Origin of the sequence: Rhizobium sp. RAF56, assembly GCF_052113965.1 — a bacterium.
In the GTDB taxonomy this organism is placed as follows: Bacteria; Pseudomonadota; Alphaproteobacteria; order Rhizobiales; family Rhizobiaceae; genus Rhizobium.
Genome location: NZ_JBFRDU010000004.1, coordinates 61,198 through 75,827, shown reverse-complemented (window position 1 = coordinate 75,827; position 14,630 = coordinate 61,198). Strand labels below are relative to the sequence as shown.

The 14,630-nt window shown below is 61.9% G+C and carries 16 protein-coding genes; 4 read left to right on the top strand and 12 right to left on the bottom strand.

Annotated elements, in window-relative coordinates:
• Positions 1 to 20: 20 nt before the first annotated feature.
• From AB4048_RS04740 to AB4048_RS04720, 5 genes are all read right to left on the bottom strand, one after another.
• Positions 21 to 1,103, bottom strand: coding sequence for a nickel/cobalt transporter (locus tag AB4048_RS04740; RefSeq protein WP_442200765.1), 1,083 nt, complete (start codon positions 1,101 to 1,103; stop codon positions 21 to 23).
• Positions 1,097 to 1,741 carry a DUF1007 family protein gene (locus AB4048_RS04735; RefSeq protein WP_442200764.1) on the bottom strand — a complete coding sequence of 215 codons (645 nt, stop codon included), beginning with the start codon at positions 1,739 to 1,741 and terminating at the stop codon, positions 1,097 to 1,099. The genes AB4048_RS04740 and AB4048_RS04735 overlap by 7 nt, the downstream gene beginning before the upstream one ends.
• Before the next feature lie 91 nt (positions 1,742 to 1,832).
• A complete protein-coding gene (locus tag AB4048_RS04730) occupies positions 1,833 to 2,726 on the bottom strand; it encodes a LysR family transcriptional regulator (RefSeq protein ID WP_442200763.1) in 894 nt (297 codons plus the stop codon).
• Positions 2,727 to 2,758: 32 nt separating this feature from the next.
• The gene (locus AB4048_RS04725; RefSeq protein WP_442200762.1) at positions 2,759 to 3,088 is read right to left on the bottom strand and encodes a type II toxin-antitoxin system PemK/MazF family toxin; all 330 of its coding nucleotides are present in this window, start codon (positions 3,086 to 3,088) and stop codon (positions 2,759 to 2,761) included.
• Entirely contained in the window at positions 3,085 to 3,306 is a 222-nt protein-coding gene (locus AB4048_RS04720; RefSeq protein WP_442200761.1) for an antitoxin MazE-like protein, read from the bottom strand. Before AB4048_RS04720 ends, AB4048_RS04725 begins: the two co-directional genes overlap by 4 nt.
• A gap of 554 nt (positions 3,307 to 3,860) precedes the next feature.
• Between AB4048_RS04720 and odc2 the strand changes: the two genes are divergently transcribed.
• Positions 3,861 to 4,994 carry an ornithine/lysine decarboxylase gene (odc2, locus tag AB4048_RS04715; RefSeq protein WP_442200760.1) on the top strand — a complete coding sequence of 378 codons (1,134 nt, stop codon included), beginning with the start codon at positions 3,861 to 3,863 and terminating at the stop codon, positions 4,992 to 4,994.
• A 95-nt stretch (positions 4,995 to 5,089) separates the two neighbouring features.
• On the top strand, positions 5,090 to 5,680 hold the full coding sequence (locus AB4048_RS04710) for a GNAT family N-acetyltransferase (protein ID WP_442200759.1): 591 nt from the start codon (positions 5,090 to 5,092) through the stop codon (positions 5,678 to 5,680).
• Between the two features lie 62 nt (positions 5,681 to 5,742).
• Here AB4048_RS04710 and AB4048_RS04705 read toward each other — a convergent pair whose 3' ends face one another.
• The 7 genes from AB4048_RS04705 to AB4048_RS04675 form a co-directional block, all read right to left on the bottom strand.
• The gene (locus AB4048_RS04705) at positions 5,743 to 7,095 is read right to left on the bottom strand and encodes a TIGR02594 family protein (protein WP_442200758.1); all 1,353 of its coding nucleotides are present in this window, start codon (positions 7,093 to 7,095) and stop codon (positions 5,743 to 5,745) included.
• A 717-nt stretch (positions 7,096 to 7,812) separates the two neighbouring features.
• The gene (locus AB4048_RS04700) at positions 7,813 to 8,652 is read right to left on the bottom strand and encodes a hypothetical protein (RefSeq protein WP_442200757.1); all 840 of its coding nucleotides are present in this window, start codon (positions 8,650 to 8,652) and stop codon (positions 7,813 to 7,815) included.
• 410 nt (positions 8,653 to 9,062) lie between these two features.
• Positions 9,063 to 10,052, bottom strand: coding sequence for a WD40 repeat domain-containing protein (locus AB4048_RS04695; RefSeq protein ID WP_442200756.1), 990 nt, complete (start codon positions 10,050 to 10,052; stop codon positions 9,063 to 9,065).
• Complete coding sequence (locus AB4048_RS04690; protein WP_442200755.1) at positions 10,052 to 11,152, bottom strand: CobW family GTP-binding protein; 1,101 nt, start codon at positions 11,150 to 11,152, stop codon at positions 10,052 to 10,054. Before AB4048_RS04690 ends, AB4048_RS04695 begins: the two co-directional genes overlap by 1 nt.
• A 104-nt stretch (positions 11,153 to 11,256) precedes the next feature.
• Positions 11,257 to 11,661, bottom strand: a complete 405-nt coding sequence (locus tag AB4048_RS04685; RefSeq protein WP_442200754.1) for a type II toxin-antitoxin system VapC family toxin — start codon at positions 11,659 to 11,661, stop codon at positions 11,257 to 11,259.
• On the bottom strand, positions 11,658 to 11,918 hold the full coding sequence (locus AB4048_RS04680; RefSeq protein ID WP_442200753.1) for a type II toxin-antitoxin system Phd/YefM family antitoxin: 261 nt from the start codon (positions 11,916 to 11,918) through the stop codon (positions 11,658 to 11,660). The genes AB4048_RS04685 and AB4048_RS04680 overlap by 4 nt, the downstream gene beginning before the upstream one ends.
• 70 nt (positions 11,919 to 11,988) lie before the next feature.
• The gene (locus tag AB4048_RS04675; protein WP_442200752.1) at positions 11,989 to 12,780 is read right to left on the bottom strand and encodes a creatininase family protein; all 792 of its coding nucleotides are present in this window, start codon (positions 12,778 to 12,780) and stop codon (positions 11,989 to 11,991) included.
• 86 nt (positions 12,781 to 12,866) lie between these two features.
• Here AB4048_RS04675 and AB4048_RS04670 point away from each other — a divergent pair, with 86 nt between their 5' ends.
• The gene (locus AB4048_RS04670) at positions 12,867 to 13,376 is read left to right on the top strand and encodes a MarR family winged helix-turn-helix transcriptional regulator (RefSeq protein WP_442200751.1); all 510 of its coding nucleotides are present in this window, start codon (positions 12,867 to 12,869) and stop codon (positions 13,374 to 13,376) included.
• 152 nt (positions 13,377 to 13,528) lie between these two features.
• A complete protein-coding gene (locus AB4048_RS04665) occupies positions 13,529 to 14,551 on the top strand; it encodes a LacI family DNA-binding transcriptional regulator (protein ID WP_442200750.1) in 1,023 nt (340 codons plus the stop codon).
• Positions 14,552 to 14,630 lie beyond the last annotated feature (79 nt).

Here is a 14,630-nt window from a genome sequence, read left to right as displayed (position 1 = left end):
CCGGCGAAAGCCGCAGCGGCTCAGCCCTGCAACGAGGCGCCGAGCAGGAGGACGCCTGTTGCAATGACCAGCAGCGCGCCGAGAATTTCGATGGTGTGACCGGTCCATGCCGCGGCTTTCGACCCGTGGCCGGCGATGCGCAGCGCCGCTCCCTTGGCGGTGACGGCAAGTGTCGCGAGGATGGATACGGTGACCGCGGTTCCGACCGACATGGCGACGACCGAAAGAACGCCGCCGAGGAAGAGGCCGTTCAGCAGCGAAAATGTGAGCACGAGAAGGGCGCCGGAGCAGGGCCTGAGCCCCACCGTGACGATGGCCGACCAGGCTTCCCTGAGGCTGAACCTTTCCGCGCTCAGGAGCGACGGGTCGGGAAGATGGGAGCGGCCGCATTGCTCGCAGGCAAAGCCGCCGGACGCATCCGCGGCATCGTCGCAGCTAAAGCTGCGTGCGCTCGAAGAGGCGCGGTTTATCGTGCGGGGAGCATCCTCGAAGAGCGCGAGACTGACCGGACCCGCGGGCGTTGCAAATGCCGCCATGTGGCCGCGCGGGAATTCGCGAAAAAGCGCCCGCATCTTGCGAAACAACAGCCAGCCGCCGAAGGCGATCACCATGACGAAGCTTGCGATTTCCATGGTGTTGGTGGCTTCGGTCATGGTGATGCCCGAGCCGCGCAGCGCGAAATAGGCGACGATGACGACGAGGACCGCCATCAATCCTTGCAGGAACGCCGAGACGAAGGAGATCGCGATGCCGCGCCTCAAGGCCACCTCGTTGGCGACCATATAGGACGAAATCACCGCCTTGCCGTGGCCAGGCCCGGCGGCGTGGAAAACGCCGTAGGCGAAGGAGAGGCCGAAAAGGCTCCACAGTTGCCAGCCGCCCTGCCGCATTCCCGCAAGCGATTGCGTGAGTGCGCGATAGAATGCCTGCTGCTCGGTGTTGACGTAGAGGAAGAGGGGGGCGAGCGGCCCGCCGATGGGCTGGAAGCTCGGTTCGGCGGTCCCGATCCCGAGCGGCGAGCCGGTGGCATGGGCAAGGCCTGCCGTTGCGAGGAGCGCAATTGCCGACGCCACCGGCAAGGCGAGCCTGGCCCCGCTCAGCATTGGATGTCGACCCGCGTTGCGAAGAGTTTCGACATGGTCGTGCCGGTCGGATCCTTGAAGAAGGCATCCGTGAGCGTTGCCTTGTTCTCGGCGATGACCTCGTCGGGATCGGGGCGCACGACCTCATGCTTGCAGCCTTGGAACGCGTCGCCGATCGTCACCATGTCGGCGTCGGTCGGAAAGTCGACGGAGGTGTAGAGCGTCGGATCGTAGATGCCGAAAGAGAGCTTGTTGCCCTTCATCGGCATCGGCTCGGCCGGCGCGACGGCGAAGAACATCAAGAGCTGCCCGTCCTTGTAGTCGACATGGATGGTATCGGGCTTGTTGACCTTGATGGTTTTGCCGTTGAACGACATGTTGACGTAGTAGTCGTAGTCGACGAGCGAATCGCGCACCGTGTCGCCGACCTGCGTGAGTTCGTCGGGATCCAGCTTCAGATTGGTATTCTTGTCGAAATCCATCAGCACGGACGAGGAAAAGACCTCGTCGAAACGCCAGACGTTGCGCAGTTCCTGGATATTGCCGTCGGCGCCGGCGACCACTTCGAGCCGCGCCTCGATGAAAACGTGCGGATGCGCGAACGCGGCAACAGGAGCGAGCGAAAGCGCGCCGGCGAGGAGGAGGGTGGATTTTTTCATGCGCTCCGTCAGCATCGCGAGCAGTGATTTGCCTGGGTTTTCTGGGCAGGAAATGAGACGAATTTGGGACCTGGGGGTGCGGCGAACCACCTCAGCCGTTCTTCCGGAACCAGTTGTAGAGATAGTCGACGAAGATCCTCACCTTGGCCGGGAGATAGCGGCGGTGCGGATAAACCGCATAGATGCCGCGGTCGGTCGGTATGTAGTCGTTGAAGAGGGTGACGAGCTCGCCGCTTTCGATGCTCTTTCGCGCGATGAAATCGGGAATGACGGCGATGCCGATGCCCGAAAGAGCCGCCCTCAGCGTTGCATGCGGACTGTTGACCTCGATCGGGCCGCTGACCGCGACATTGAACGAGGTGCTGTCCGGATTGAAGAAGCGGATGCTGTTTTGCGTGCGCGTGTTGGTGTCGATGATGAAGGGCACGCGGGTCAGGTCGCTCGGGTGTTCGAGCGGATCGTGCGCGTCGAGAAAGGCGCGGGTGGCGCAGATATGGCTGCGGAAATCCGAGAGCTTTTTCGCGATCATGCCGGAATCCTCGAGCTTGGTGACGCGCACCGCGACGTCGAAACCTTCCTCGATCAGATCGACGAACCGGTCGTCCGCCGCGATCTCGAGCGCGAGATTGGGGTTCTCCCGTGCGAAATCTATCAGCGACTGGCCGACATCGGCATCGACGAAGGTGCGCGGTACCGAAATGCGCAGCCGCCCCTTCAGCTGCTGATTGCTCTCGCGCACCAGATCCGCGAGGTTGTCGATTTCCTTCAGGATGTCGGAGGCGGTTCTATAGTAGGTGTGGCCGGCTTCCGTCAGCGAGAATTGCCGCGTCGTGCGGTTGAGCAAGAGCGCCCCCAGGTCGTCTTCGAGTTCCCGGACGTATTTGGACAGCAGCGCCTTGGAACGCCCGGTCCGGCGCGCGGCGGCCGAAAAACCCTCCGCTTCGACCACGTCGATGAAAGCGCGTATGCGTGTCAGCGTGTCCATGCGCGTGGCTTGCTCCCTTTATCCTTAAAAGATCAATCAGATAATCCAAGGGCAAAGGCAAGAGCGACGTTGAGGCGCTGGATGTCGTCATCGGCAAGACGGCCGATGACCGGGCCGACCCGGTGGCGGGCAACTGTCAGCGGCTTGTCTGCCATGATTTGAGACCGCGCCCTCAGGCCGTTTTCCGCGCTCGGCTCGATCGTGACGCGAAAGTCGGCAAGTTCGTTTATCGAGCTGGTGAACTGGCAAAATGCGATGGAGGCGCTACCGTCGACGATCGCATCGGTCAAGATAACGACAGCAGGCCGCGGCTTTCCATGATCGCCGGAAACGGCCACCGTCACGAGGTCGCCGCGCTTCATTCGTCTTCCACCAGGCCTTCCACGCCGTAGTGGGAAACGGCCTCGATGAACGCGATCGCTTCGGCCTCGTCCCTCGGATCGAGCGCCGCCAATGCCATGGCCGCCTTTTTTCTCACCTCTGGCGAACGCGCGTCTGGAACGACCAGACGAACCTCCCTGAGATGGCTCGCCCGGCGTCGTTGGCGCAATGACTTCATTCTTTCCGCTGCAGCGGCCATGGGACATTTCTCGCTGTTTCGAAGAGCGTAACGCGTGACGCCCGGCCTTGCAAGATCTGCCGGATTTAAGGGGTGCCGGTTCATTTTTTTGATCGGTCAAAAAAATCCTTGATTATGACGACGAATCTTCCTATTTCGACATCAGCCCAAAGTCGCACGTGCCCATGGGTGTCCGCCGAACCCTCGAATTGGTGAGGAAATCGGTAAGGTACCTGGAATTAACCCCTCCAGTCGCTATTCCGGCCAACCGGAAAATGCGAGGACGCCTGAAGCAACGACGGTGCGGGCCTTTTTGTTCTCTCCCTGCTTTCCATCAGCGGGGGTTACTGAAGAGGCACACCTTCATTGCCGGAAGTGCGGTTGGGATATCCCCTCCAATCCATGGCAGACAAAGCCGGATCCATGTCGCTCTCGCGACGTTGATTCATCATTTGCGCTATCCAAGCGCTTGCAAAGGTTCCGGGGTCTCCACCGGCTGGTTCCTGCGCGAGCAATTGGTTGCCCTTTGTCCTCCGGTTTTTGCCGGAGCTCTGGAATTGGAAGAGGGAATTGAAATGACCACCCAGCGCATCCGCGACTTTCTCGCAACCCGACGTCCCGACTGTCCCTGCCTCGTGGTCGACCTCGATGTCGTGCGCGACAATTTCAACGCTTTCCGTCATGCGATGCCGGACAGCGCGATCTACTATGCCGTCAAGGCAAACCCGGCTCCGGAAGTGCTGAAGCTGCTCGCCAACATGGGTTCCAACTTCGATTGCGCGTCTGTCGCTGAAATCGAAATGGCGCTCAATGCCGGTGCGACCGCCGCCCGCATCTCCTTTGGCAACACGATCAAGAAGGAACGTGACGTTGCCCGCGCGCATGCGCTCGGCGTCAGCCTCTATGCGGTCGACAGCCATGAGGAAGTCGAGAAGATCTCGCGTGCCGCTCCCGGCGCCCGCGTGTTCTGCCGCGTGCTGACCGACGGCGAAGGCGCCGAATGGCCGTTGTCGCGCAAGTTCGGCTGCGTGCCGCAGATGGCCGTCGACGTGCTCGTCTATGCCCATCAGCTCGGACTGCAGTCCTACGGCGTCTCGTTCCACGTCGGTTCGCAAATGACCAAGGTCGATGCCTGGGATTCGGCGCTTGCCGATGCCAAGCGCGTCTTCGTCCAGCTGGCCAAGCAGGGCATCCACCTTGAGATGGTCAACATGGGCGGCGGCTTTCCGACCAAGTATCTGCGCGACGTTCCGTCGGCGGAAGCCTATGGCAAGGCGATCAACGCGGCTCTGCGTTCCCATTTCGGAAACCAGATCCCGCAGACGATCATCGAGCCGGGCCGTGGCATGGTCGGCAATGCCGGCGTCATCAAGACCGAGGTCGTGCTGATCTCGAAGAAGTCCGACAACGACGCTGCCCGCTGGGTGTTTCTCGACATCGGCAAGTTCGGCGGTCTTGCCGAAACGATGGACGAAGCCATTCGTTACCCGATCCGCACCGAGCGCGATGGCGACGAAATGGAGCCCTGCGTGATTGCCGGTCCGACCTGCGATTCGGCCGACGTGCTGTACGAAAAGAATCTCTACCCGCTGCCGATCACGCTTTCGATCGGCGACGAGATCCTGATCGAGGGTACCGGCGCCTACACGACCACCTATTCGGCGGTCGCCTTCAACGGCTTCGAGCCGCTCAAGGCCTACGTCATCTAAGTTCGATTTCGCCAGCCCCGTAACCAGCCGGGGCGGCAACCTCACAATTTCCTGAAATCACCGCTGATAACGGTATTGGGCACGGGAGGCCGAAGATGGCCGCTGTTCTTGATTCTGTCCGCGCATTCTTTGCGCCCTCCACTTTCGTCATCGACCTGGAAAATGCCAGCGATGTCGTTGCACGCGAAAACCTGCTCGACCGCGCCATGGGGCCTGGCCGCAAGCGCAAGTCGTCGGAAGCGATCCGCCGCGGCCGTATTCCGGCCGAGGGCCTGGCACTCGTCGCCCGCGATCGCAACGGCCACGTCATCGGCACCGTGCGGCTCTGGAATGTCGAAGCCGGCGTCGATCGCGACACCCAGCCGGTGGCAGCCCTTCTGCTGGGTCCGCTGGCAGTCGATCCCGCCTATGCCGGCAAGGGCATCGGTGCGGCGTTGATGCGCGCGGCCGTCATGGAAGCCAAGAAGCGCGGCCATGGCGCGATCCTGCTCGTCGGGGACGCGCCTTACTACGAGCGCTTCGGCTTCTTTGCCGAAAAGGCGCGTCACCTCGTCATGCCGGGACCCTTCGAACGCAGCCGCTTTCTCGGTCTGGAGCTGAAGGAAGGCTGGCTTGCCGAGGCGGCCGGCCTGATCGTCGCCAGCGGCCGCAAGCTGAGCGGGCCGTCGATTTCCATCGCGGCCTGAGGGCTGTTCCGATTTGGGCAATTCCGGACGGAAAACCGCTTCATCCTTTTCCTGGAACTGTTCTAGCCGCGCCTGATGGATAGAAGCTGATATTTGAATTGCCCGGCCTGCCCGTTCTTTGGGTAGCGCTGCATGCGGACGCGATCGCCCTGGTTGCCGCCGAGGCACAGGATGGTGTTCGCATCCGCTTCCATGAAGAAGGCGACATGCCCGGCCTCGACCGTGCGGCTGTAGCGCCGGAACACCACGATGTCGCCTTGCCGCGGCGAGGCTGTCACGTCCTGCCCCCAATGCTGGTCATGCCATGAGCGCGCCCATTTGCTGTTGGTGCCGACCAGGCCCGCCTGCTCGACGCAATAGTTGACGAAGGAGGAGCACCAGGCGGTTTCGTCCCCCGCCGGGCTGCCGGTCGTCGAGGCGTGGTACATGACGATGCGCGGATTGTCCTGGCGGCCTGGAATTTCGGCCACGCCCAGCTGCAGCTCGGCAAGCGCCACGTCGAGCGGTGTGCGTTCGCGGGGAAGGGGAATGGGCAAGCCGCCGGAAACCGCCTGGAGAAAGGTGGAATGCATGTAGCCGTCGGCGCTGCCGTCACCTTCTATGTCGACCTTGATCCAGACGTCCTGGGTGCCGACGCCGGTCACGAGCGTTCCAAGCGGAAGCGTCTCGATCACCCTGTAGGTCTCGCCGGGTCCGGAGCGCAGATTAAGGCCCGATCGGGCCGTGACGCGGAAAACCGCAGCCGAACCATGTCCGAGCGGCGTTTCGGCAGGCCCGACCCCGGAGAACTGGCCGAAATTGTCGAAGGCCGGATTGATGATATTGCCGTCGTAATTCATATGCGCGTAGGGGAATGCCCTGTCGAGATACTTCTGGAACACCGCCCAGCGTCCCGCCTGCAACGCCTGCAGCGTCCCCGTCCAGCCGGTGCTACCCGAAAGCCAGACGAGTTCGACGAGACCGGCGGCCGAAAGGCGGTCGCCGACGGCGCCCGAACCATAGACCCCCATGCGATATTTGCCGCCGACAGTGCGCTTGGCGGCATCGAAGTAAGCGGTGATCTGCGCAAGATCAGCTGCGCGAACGAAATCGGAATCGACGGCGAAATAGATCGCCGATTGCTCAGGCTGTCCGAGGCTCGCGGCGAGGCTGAGCGCCCGGGTCGCATCGCGCGTGCCGTTGCCGCTGCCGAAATCGCCGATATTGCCGCCGGCCCCGGCGCGGGCTTCGAAAACGACGGCGACCGAAAGGCCTGCGGCATAGAGCATCTCGAGCTCGGTACCCGTCAGGCACTTGGAAGGCAGTCGCGTGCTGTTGCGGTGGTTGTAGTAGCGGATGACCGTTTTGACGCCGGCCGCGGCAAGCTGCGCGGCATATGGCCCGACATTACCCGCGACGTCGATGATCTCCTGCATCGCCATGCCCCCCAATGGGTGGCGCCGCAACTCGGCTATCGCGGAGACGTGTCGCGTCGAGAGGCGACGCGGCGTCTCGCAGTCCCATCAGCCTTAGCGACGCTGTGAATGTACGATTTCAATTTCAGTATTTGCTAAAAATATCATGAGAATTGAATATCGCAAAGCGCGCAACCGAGTGTGCCAGAGACAATCACCATTGGCGCGTAGCAGAAGCCGAGCATTGGGTAGAAGAGTGAGCTTTGATTGGTTCTTTCAGTCGAACCCCCCGTTCCCCCGCGGCCCAAGCCACCATACCACAGTTCAGCACGACGGGGATGATTTTCGCCGAAAGAAAATAATAGGTGTGTTATATCAAGCGGATAAGAAAATCTGAAGTTTTTTTCATGCCCGCCCGCCAACCCTGCCTCATACTGACAGCGTCATCGGAGGGGGCCGGGTCGCGAACCGGAGCCCTAAAACGGGTCACATCCGGCACCGGTGACGGCCAGGTTCGACGATCGCGCTGCCGTCAGGGCAAAGCGATTGCGGGCCGCCACTACGGGGAGCTGCCAATCCCCGGAGGCGACCGCAAAGAAGAACCCGGTCGGCAGGCAGCAAACGCCTGACAAACACATACCAACCAATAGCCGCTGCCTGCCGCTCCCCAAGCTTAGGCCGCACGGACCACAGTCCGGCGCGGGGTCTCGTCGTGTCTTTCACCTCATCGGTGGTTCATCACGTTCGACGCGTCATCCACAACCAGGGCGTCGAACCGCTCCGCCATTCCCACAAGGCGATCAGCCGGTCGAGATCGGAGAGCCCCTCCATCCATGCGGGCAAAGCGTCACCGTCCAACGCGCGGTCGATCCGGCGAACGGTATGGGTTGACGAAAAGCGCCTCGTCAGCAGATCGACCAGCCCTTGGCGAAAGCATTCGTGCACTTCGACCAGGATATCGGCATGGAGAAGCCCGGGCGCCATCGCCGGATCCAGCAGATCCTTTTCAGCGCCCTCGATATCGCAGATCACGACGGTCTTCTTTTGCTCAGCGATAGAGAAATCCTCGTGGCCGAAGAGGCCGCCGATCTCGATCCGGTCCGATACCTCATTCAGTTCGGCAAGAGCCGCGCAGAGCTTCAGCGCCGATTCACTCGCGTCGCGCGCCATGACCAGGGCTTGCGGCATGCGCCTTGCGAGGCCGACAGCGTAATACCCTTCCGCACAGCCGATATCGACGACGACCTCGTAATCCTTCGCGACGATCTCCTCGATCACCGGCGACAGGGAATGTTCGTATGCGCCGAGCAATCGCGCGATCCGGGCCCCTTCACTTGCTTGATCGAGATAGACCATGCCCGCGAAAGGGCCGCGAAGGATCGTACGGTCGCCTCGTGTCTCCATCGTGTTGGAAATCAGCTGGCTCCGCCACTTTGCCAGGAGGCGCAGCGCTGCTTCCAGGCGTTCGGTGGACGGGGGCCTGGACAGCATATCCTGAAGCATTTCCGTCACGCGAATGGTGAACCGGGAGGCGTTGGCTGTTTGCGGGGCTTTATCGGGCGTCGCGCGTTCGCTCATCTCTTCAATTCCAGTCGTCCCGAAACGGGGCTTCGATGATGTCGCAATTCCCCGGCATCCGGCGTCAGGATGGATCAGGTCTGATCTGAGGGCGCCGATGGGCGAAGAATATGGTTCAGGTGCTCAAATAGTGCCTCAGGACAGGAAGGGAGCCGAGGAGTAAATATGGATTTCTTAGGTCTATCTAATTGTAATATACGGCTTATTCTTCTACGGCCTATACGTCGGCTAAGTCAACCCTTCCCGAGGCGGGAGAGGAACGACGCGGCTCCTGCGAATGCCCGGCTCGCCGACACAATCGTTCGCACACCGATATCACGGCGAAGACCTCCGGAGGAGGTCGACGCAACCCGCCTTCGCCAACCCACGAGGCCGAGAAGGTTCCGTCGTTCGAAGAAAGCGCCAGCGCTTTAACCGGCGATATCGATCACGCCGCAGTCACCCGTTTCGGTGGCGAATGCCAGCAGCTTGCCGGATTTGCTCCAGCTCATGGCGGTGATCGCGCCCTTGCCGGGGCGTCTCAGCAGCGCTTCCTTGCCGTCGGCGATGCGCACCGCGAGCACCATGCCGTCGATGAAGCCGATGGCGAGGATGTCTTCGGCCGGGTGGAACTTGACTGAGGTCGCCATGATGTTGGCGCGGGTGCCGAGTTCCAGCGGCGCCTTGCCCATCGGGCCGTCCTTGCCCTGGAAGGGCCAGACGATCGCCGCCGGCGCGCCGGAGGAGGCAAGCCACTTGCCCTTGGCGGACCAGGACAGAGATTTGACCTTGGCGGGATAGCCGGTCATGCGCATGTGGCGCGCCTCGGCGTTCGGTTTGCTGTCCAGCTTCCAGCCGTGCAGGGCGTTTTCCTGCATGCTAGTGACAAGGAACTGGCCATCGGGAGAAAAGGTGACGCCGGTATGGGCGCCCTTCCACTCGAGATTGACGGCCGGCGCGCTGGTGCCGACCCAATGGAGCGAGACGCCGTTATAGCGGGCGACGCCGATGCGCAGGCCCTTGGGCGCGAAGGCCAATCCCTCGACCGTGCGCTCCTCGGCAAATTCCTTGGTCGTTCCGTCGGTGAGCCGGACGAAGGTATTCTTTCCATAGGCATAGGCAACCGCGCCCTGCGGGCCGGCGGCTAGCTGGCTGATCCATTTGCGCGGCTGATGGGCAAGCTCGGCCACGCTTCCGTCTGCCGAGATCCGCTGCACCCTGCCGTCTTCGCCGCCCGCGACCAGGCTGTCGCTATGGGGGTCGCGGATGCAGGTCAGTAGGCCCTGGCCGGTCTCGGATATCTTGTCGCCGCCTTCCAGCCGATGAACCGTGCCGGCGGCGCTGGCGAAGAAAGGAGTGTCACCTAAAAATTCGACGGCCAGAACGTGGCCGTCGATATCAAGCGGAGCAACTGTCGGCATCAGGCTGTCGCCTCGCACGCCTTGAAGGAGTTTTCGAGCTTCTGGCGGTCCAGCTCGCGGCCGATGAAGACGAGGCGGCTCTCGCGCTTCTCGCCATCCTTCCACGGACGCTGGTGGTCGCCCTCGATGATCATGTGCACGCCCTGAACGACGTAGCGCTCCTCATCGCCCTTGAAGGCGATGATGCCCTTGAGCCTTAGGATGTTCGGGCCTTCGGTCTGCGTCACCTTCTGGATCCAGGCGAAGAAGCGATCAGGATTCATCTCGCCGCCGCGCAGCGAAACGGACTGCACGGTGATGTCGTGGATCGGCGACATGGCGTGATGATGATCATGGTTATGATCATGGTCGTGGTGGTGATCATGATCATGATCGTGGTCATGGTGGTCGTGATCATGGTGATGATCGCAATCCGGACCGCAGGCATGGTCTTCATGGCCATGCTCGAGGAAATGCGGATCGTTTTCCAGGGCACGCTCGAGATTGAAGGCGCCCTGGTTTAGAACCCGGGCTAGATCGACGCCGGAGCGCGTGGTCTTGTGGATGCGCGCCGAGGGGTTGATGGCGCGTACGACCTCCTCGATGCGGGCGACGTCCTCCGGCGAAACGAGGTCGATCTTGTTGATCACGACGACGTCGGCAAAGGCGATCTGGTCTTCGGCCTCGCGACTGTCCTTCAGCCGAAGCGGCAGGTGCTTGGCGTCGACGAGGGCGACAACGGCATCGAGTTCCGTCTTGGCGCGCACGTCGTCATCCATGAAGAACGTCTGTGCGACCGGCACCGGATCGGCAAGCCCGGTGGTCTCGACGATGATGCCATCGAAACGGCCGGGGCGGCGCATCAGGCCCTCGACGACACGGATCAGATCCCCGCGCACCGTGCAGCAGACGCAGCCGTTGTTCATCTCGTAGATCTCTTCGTCGGATTCGACGATCAGGTCGTTGTCGATACCGATCTCGCCGAACTCGTTGACGATGACCGCATACTTCTTGCCGTGATTTTCCGAGAGGATGCGGTTCAAAAGCGTCGTCTTGCCGGCGCCGAGATAGCCGGTGAGCACGGTAACGGGAATGGGCTTCGGGGTGGCTGCTTCGGTCATGGGAGCCTCGAAAGGATGGGATGATGCCCTGAAGGCGGAACGTCGGTCGGTCACCATATAAGGATTTGGCGCGGGCAGTTCAAAGCCTTTTGTATGTTATAAGATCACATTGCGGTGGGGCCGGTCACGATTGCCGAGGCGATATCCGTGAGCGCGAAATCATTGCCGACATAGAGCAGGGGGCAATCGAATTCCTTTGCCGTCGCGTATGCGAAGCAATCGCCATAGTTCAGGGAGGCCGGATGTGCGCCCTTGCCCCATTCCGAATAGGCGAGGGCGGCAAGTTTCGCTCGCGCGGACGTCAGCTCGACGAATTGAGTGACGAAGGCAGTGATCATCGTTTCCATTTCAACGGCAATGCCTCGCCGGGCAGCGACGATCAGCGCCTCGGTGACGGTGGCGCAAGACATCGCGATATCGCTTTGCGCTTCGAGAACGAGCCTGCATCTTTCGCCCCAAGCCTCTTTTACGAGGACGGCAACCAAAGCCGAGCTGTCAACGACGATCACTTCGGCAGCCCAAACTCATCGTAAAGAAAATCCTGGCTTCTTGCAGCGTCAGGACCAGCGGGCAGGTTTTTCCGCCTCACTTGTTCCTGGATCTCGTCGATGAGCTTGGACTTCTCTTCTGGGCTAAGAGATTTCCCCACCGGTTCGAGCCGTACGGATGGGCTCCCGTTCTCTGTCAGGACGATTTCCTCGCCCTGCTTTGCCAGGCGTACGAGCTCGGTCAACTGGCTCTTTGCATCAGCGATAGAAATGCGCATCTCGATTTCCTTTGGGCGATGCCACTGTCACTCAATATGATCGCTTGGTTGTGACAAGACAAGTTTTCGCCTAGCGCAGCGTCCCGACATCGAACGCATCCACGTCCCGCAGCAGCTCCACCAAACCTTCCACCGCATGCGCGATCAGCCGCTCGCCCTTTTCCCCCGTGGCGGCCGCGGCGTTGCCGGCGACGCCCCGCGAGTTGAGGTCCGACATCGTCCAGCCGAAGGCGTGAGGGCCGTAGGCGCGGAGGTGCTTGTAGTCTCGCGCGAAATCCGCTTGCCGGGAAGGGAAGTCGGCGGCTTTGGCCATGTCGACCTTGTCGGGGTGAAGCGCCAGCATGACCGACGTCTCGATATCGCCGCCGTGGATGCCGATGGCCTTCTCTTCGGGCGAGATCACTTCCGGCGGCACGCCGAAGCGCGTCCAGCTCGTGGCGACGGCCAGCATGTTGAAACGGACGCGCGCTTCGGTCGCCACGATCGTCATCAGCGGCGCGTTGCCGCCATGCGCGTTCAGCATCACCAGCTTGCGGATGCCGAGGTCGGCGAGACCAGCGGCAATCGCCAGCCAGCGATCGATCCCCGCCTCGAAGGTCAGCGACTTCGTTCCCTCGACGTCCATGTGCTCGATGGAGTAGCCGACGGGCTCCACGGGCAGGAAGGTTACGGGAAGGTCGTTCGGGAGACGATGCGCGAGGCGCTCGACGATCCCGGCGGCAATCAGCGTATCGGTGTCGAAGGGCAGGTGTGGCCCATGCTGTTCGTGGGCGCCGAGCGGCAGCACCGCGATCCAGCGCGCGCGCCGGGCCGGTTCGATCGTCGCGTCATTGTCCGCGAAGCGGAGGGAAGGTTGCGCCATCTTGAACTGCGCCTCTTGTATATCTCACTATCCTGCGCAATGTCATAGCGCGGGGTGGGCCGTGCTGAAAGACCGATGGGCGCAAGATGGGCAAGAAGAACAAGGACGGTAAGAAGAGCAAGTCCGGCAAGAAAAAGGACCACGGCGAGTACACGCTGGCGGATATTTCGTCTGCGTTGACGCAGGCCGCGCGCTCGATGCGCACCGAACTCACGCGGAACCTGACGGCAAGCGGGCTCTACGCTGGCCAGGACGGGGTGATCCTCGCCCTTGCCGAACATGACGGACTGCCGGCGGGCTCGCTCGCTCACAAGCTCGGCGTCAAGGCGCCGACGATGACGCGCACCATCGGCCGCATGGAAGCGCAGGGTTTTGTCGAGCGCCGCGCCGACAGCGAAGACGCGCGGCTGACCAAGGTGTATCTCACCGAAACCGGCCGCAATACCGTAACCCAGATCGCGGCGTCCGCGGCGCACTGCGACGAGCGCGCCACACGCGGATTTTCCGACAAGGATATTCGGTCTCTCGTCCGCCTTTTGAAGGCGATCGACGGCAATCTCCACAGCGAAGAGCCGCTGGAGGAGGACGAAATCTAGAGGCGGGCAATTTTGGAATTGCGCGACCCGATCTAATCTTTTAATTAAACATTTTAAATTCCGTGCCGTGCGTGGAAACCGCCCTCGGCCAAAGCAATTCCTGTCCGGAATTGCCAAGAAACATACGGAAACGTTACTCGGGGGAGGTATACGTGGCCCAGAAGATCAAGCTTTCGACCATCGCGGAATCGCTCGGCATATCAACCGCGACAGTCTCGCTTGCGCTTCGCGATAGCCCGCTGGTTGCGACGACGACGCGCGATCGGATCAAGGATCAGGCCCGCGCGCTTGGCTATATCTACAACCGGCGCGCGGCCAGCCTCAGAACCTCGCGCTCGGGCATCATCGGGGTCGTCGTGCACGACATCATGAACCCTTTCTACGGCGAAATCCTGAAGGCGATCGAGAGCGAACTCGATCGAAGCCGGCATACCTTCATCCTGTCCAATCACTACGATTCGGTGGAAAAGCAGCGGACCTTCATCGAAACGCTGCTGCAGCTGGGCGGCGACGGCGTCATCGTCTCTCCGGCGATCGGCACGCCGCCCGAGGACATGCAGCTTGCGGAAGACAACGGCATGCCGGCAATCCTGGTCGCGCGCTCGATGGACGCGATGGACCTGCCGACTTTTCGCGGCGACGACACCTACGGCATTTCGCTGGCGACCAACCACCTCATCAGTCTCGGCCACCGTTCGATCGCCATGATCGGCGGCACCGATCAGACCTCGACCGGCCGCGACCGCTATCAGGGCTATGTCAACGCGCTGCGCAAGGCGGGGATGGAGGTCGATCCCAATCTGCGTATCCCCGGCCCCCGCTCCAAGCAGGGCGGGTACGAAGCCGCGGTCCACTTCCTGTCGTTGCCGCAGAAGCCGACGGCCGCCGTCTGCTGGAACGACCTCGTCGCCATCGGCCTGATGAACGGTATTGCCCGCGCCGGGCTCGTACCCGGCCGGGATATTTCCGTGACCGGCTATGACGACCTGGAGGAGGCCGCAATCGCAACGCCGGCACTGACGACGGTCTGGAACGGGCAGGCGGAAGTGGGTAGGCTTGCGGCGCGGGCGCTTCTCGACCGGCTTGCCGGCAGCCACGAGCCCGATGGAATGCACCTGATCAAGCCGGAAATGCGCATCCGCCAATCGACGTCGCCCGTTGAGAGCCGCCACTAGCGCCCGTCCGGCTGCGTGAAGCACGGAGCATGTCCGTCGAAGAAAAGCGGAACTGCTCCAGCGCATTCGGGCGAGACTT

Bases quoted from the DNA above. Each gene is read 5' to 3' on its own strand.
- AB4048_RS04695 (WP_442200756.1), bottom strand. From the start codon at position 10,052: ATGCCGACAGTTGCTCCGCTTGATATCGACGGCCACGTTCTGGCCGTC.
- AB4048_RS04675 (WP_442200752.1), bottom strand. From the start codon at position 12,780: ATGGCGCAACCTTCCCTCCGCTTCGCGGACAATGACGCGACGATCGAA.
- odc2 (WP_442200760.1), top strand. From the start codon at position 3,861: ATGACCACCCAGCGCATCCGCGACTTTCTCGCAACCCGACGTCCCGAC.
- AB4048_RS04720 (WP_442200761.1), bottom strand. From the start codon at position 3,306: ATGGCCGCTGCAGCGGAAAGAATGAAGTCATTGCGCCAACGACGCCGG.
- AB4048_RS04725 (WP_442200762.1), bottom strand. From the start codon at position 3,088: ATGAAGCGCGGCGACCTCGTGACGGTGGCCGTTTCCGGCGATCATGGA.
- AB4048_RS04690 (WP_442200755.1), bottom strand. From the start codon at position 11,152: ATGACCGAAGCAGCCACCCCGAAGCCCATTCCCGTTACCGTGCTCACC.
- AB4048_RS04700 (WP_442200757.1), bottom strand. From the start codon at position 8,652: ATGAGCGAACGCGCGACGCCCGATAAAGCCCCGCAAACAGCCAACGCC.
- AB4048_RS04710 (WP_442200759.1), top strand. From the start codon at position 5,090: ATGGCCGCTGTTCTTGATTCTGTCCGCGCATTCTTTGCGCCCTCCACT.
- AB4048_RS04670 (WP_442200751.1), top strand. From the start codon at position 12,867: ATGGGCAAGAAGAACAAGGACGGTAAGAAGAGCAAGTCCGGCAAGAAA.
- AB4048_RS04680 (WP_442200753.1), bottom strand. From the start codon at position 11,918: ATGCGCATTTCTATCGCTGATGCAAAGAGCCAGTTGACCGAGCTCGTA.
- AB4048_RS04730 (WP_442200763.1), bottom strand. From the start codon at position 2,726: ATGGACACGCTGACACGCATACGCGCTTTCATCGACGTGGTCGAAGCG.
- AB4048_RS04735 (WP_442200764.1), bottom strand. From the start codon at position 1,741: ATGAAAAAATCCACCCTCCTCCTCGCCGGCGCGCTTTCGCTCGCTCCT.
- AB4048_RS04740 (WP_442200765.1), bottom strand. From the start codon at position 1,103: ATGCTGAGCGGGGCCAGGCTCGCCTTGCCGGTGGCGTCGGCAATTGCG.
- AB4048_RS04705 (WP_442200758.1), bottom strand. From the start codon at position 7,095: ATGCAGGAGATCATCGACGTCGCGGGTAATGTCGGGCCATATGCCGCG.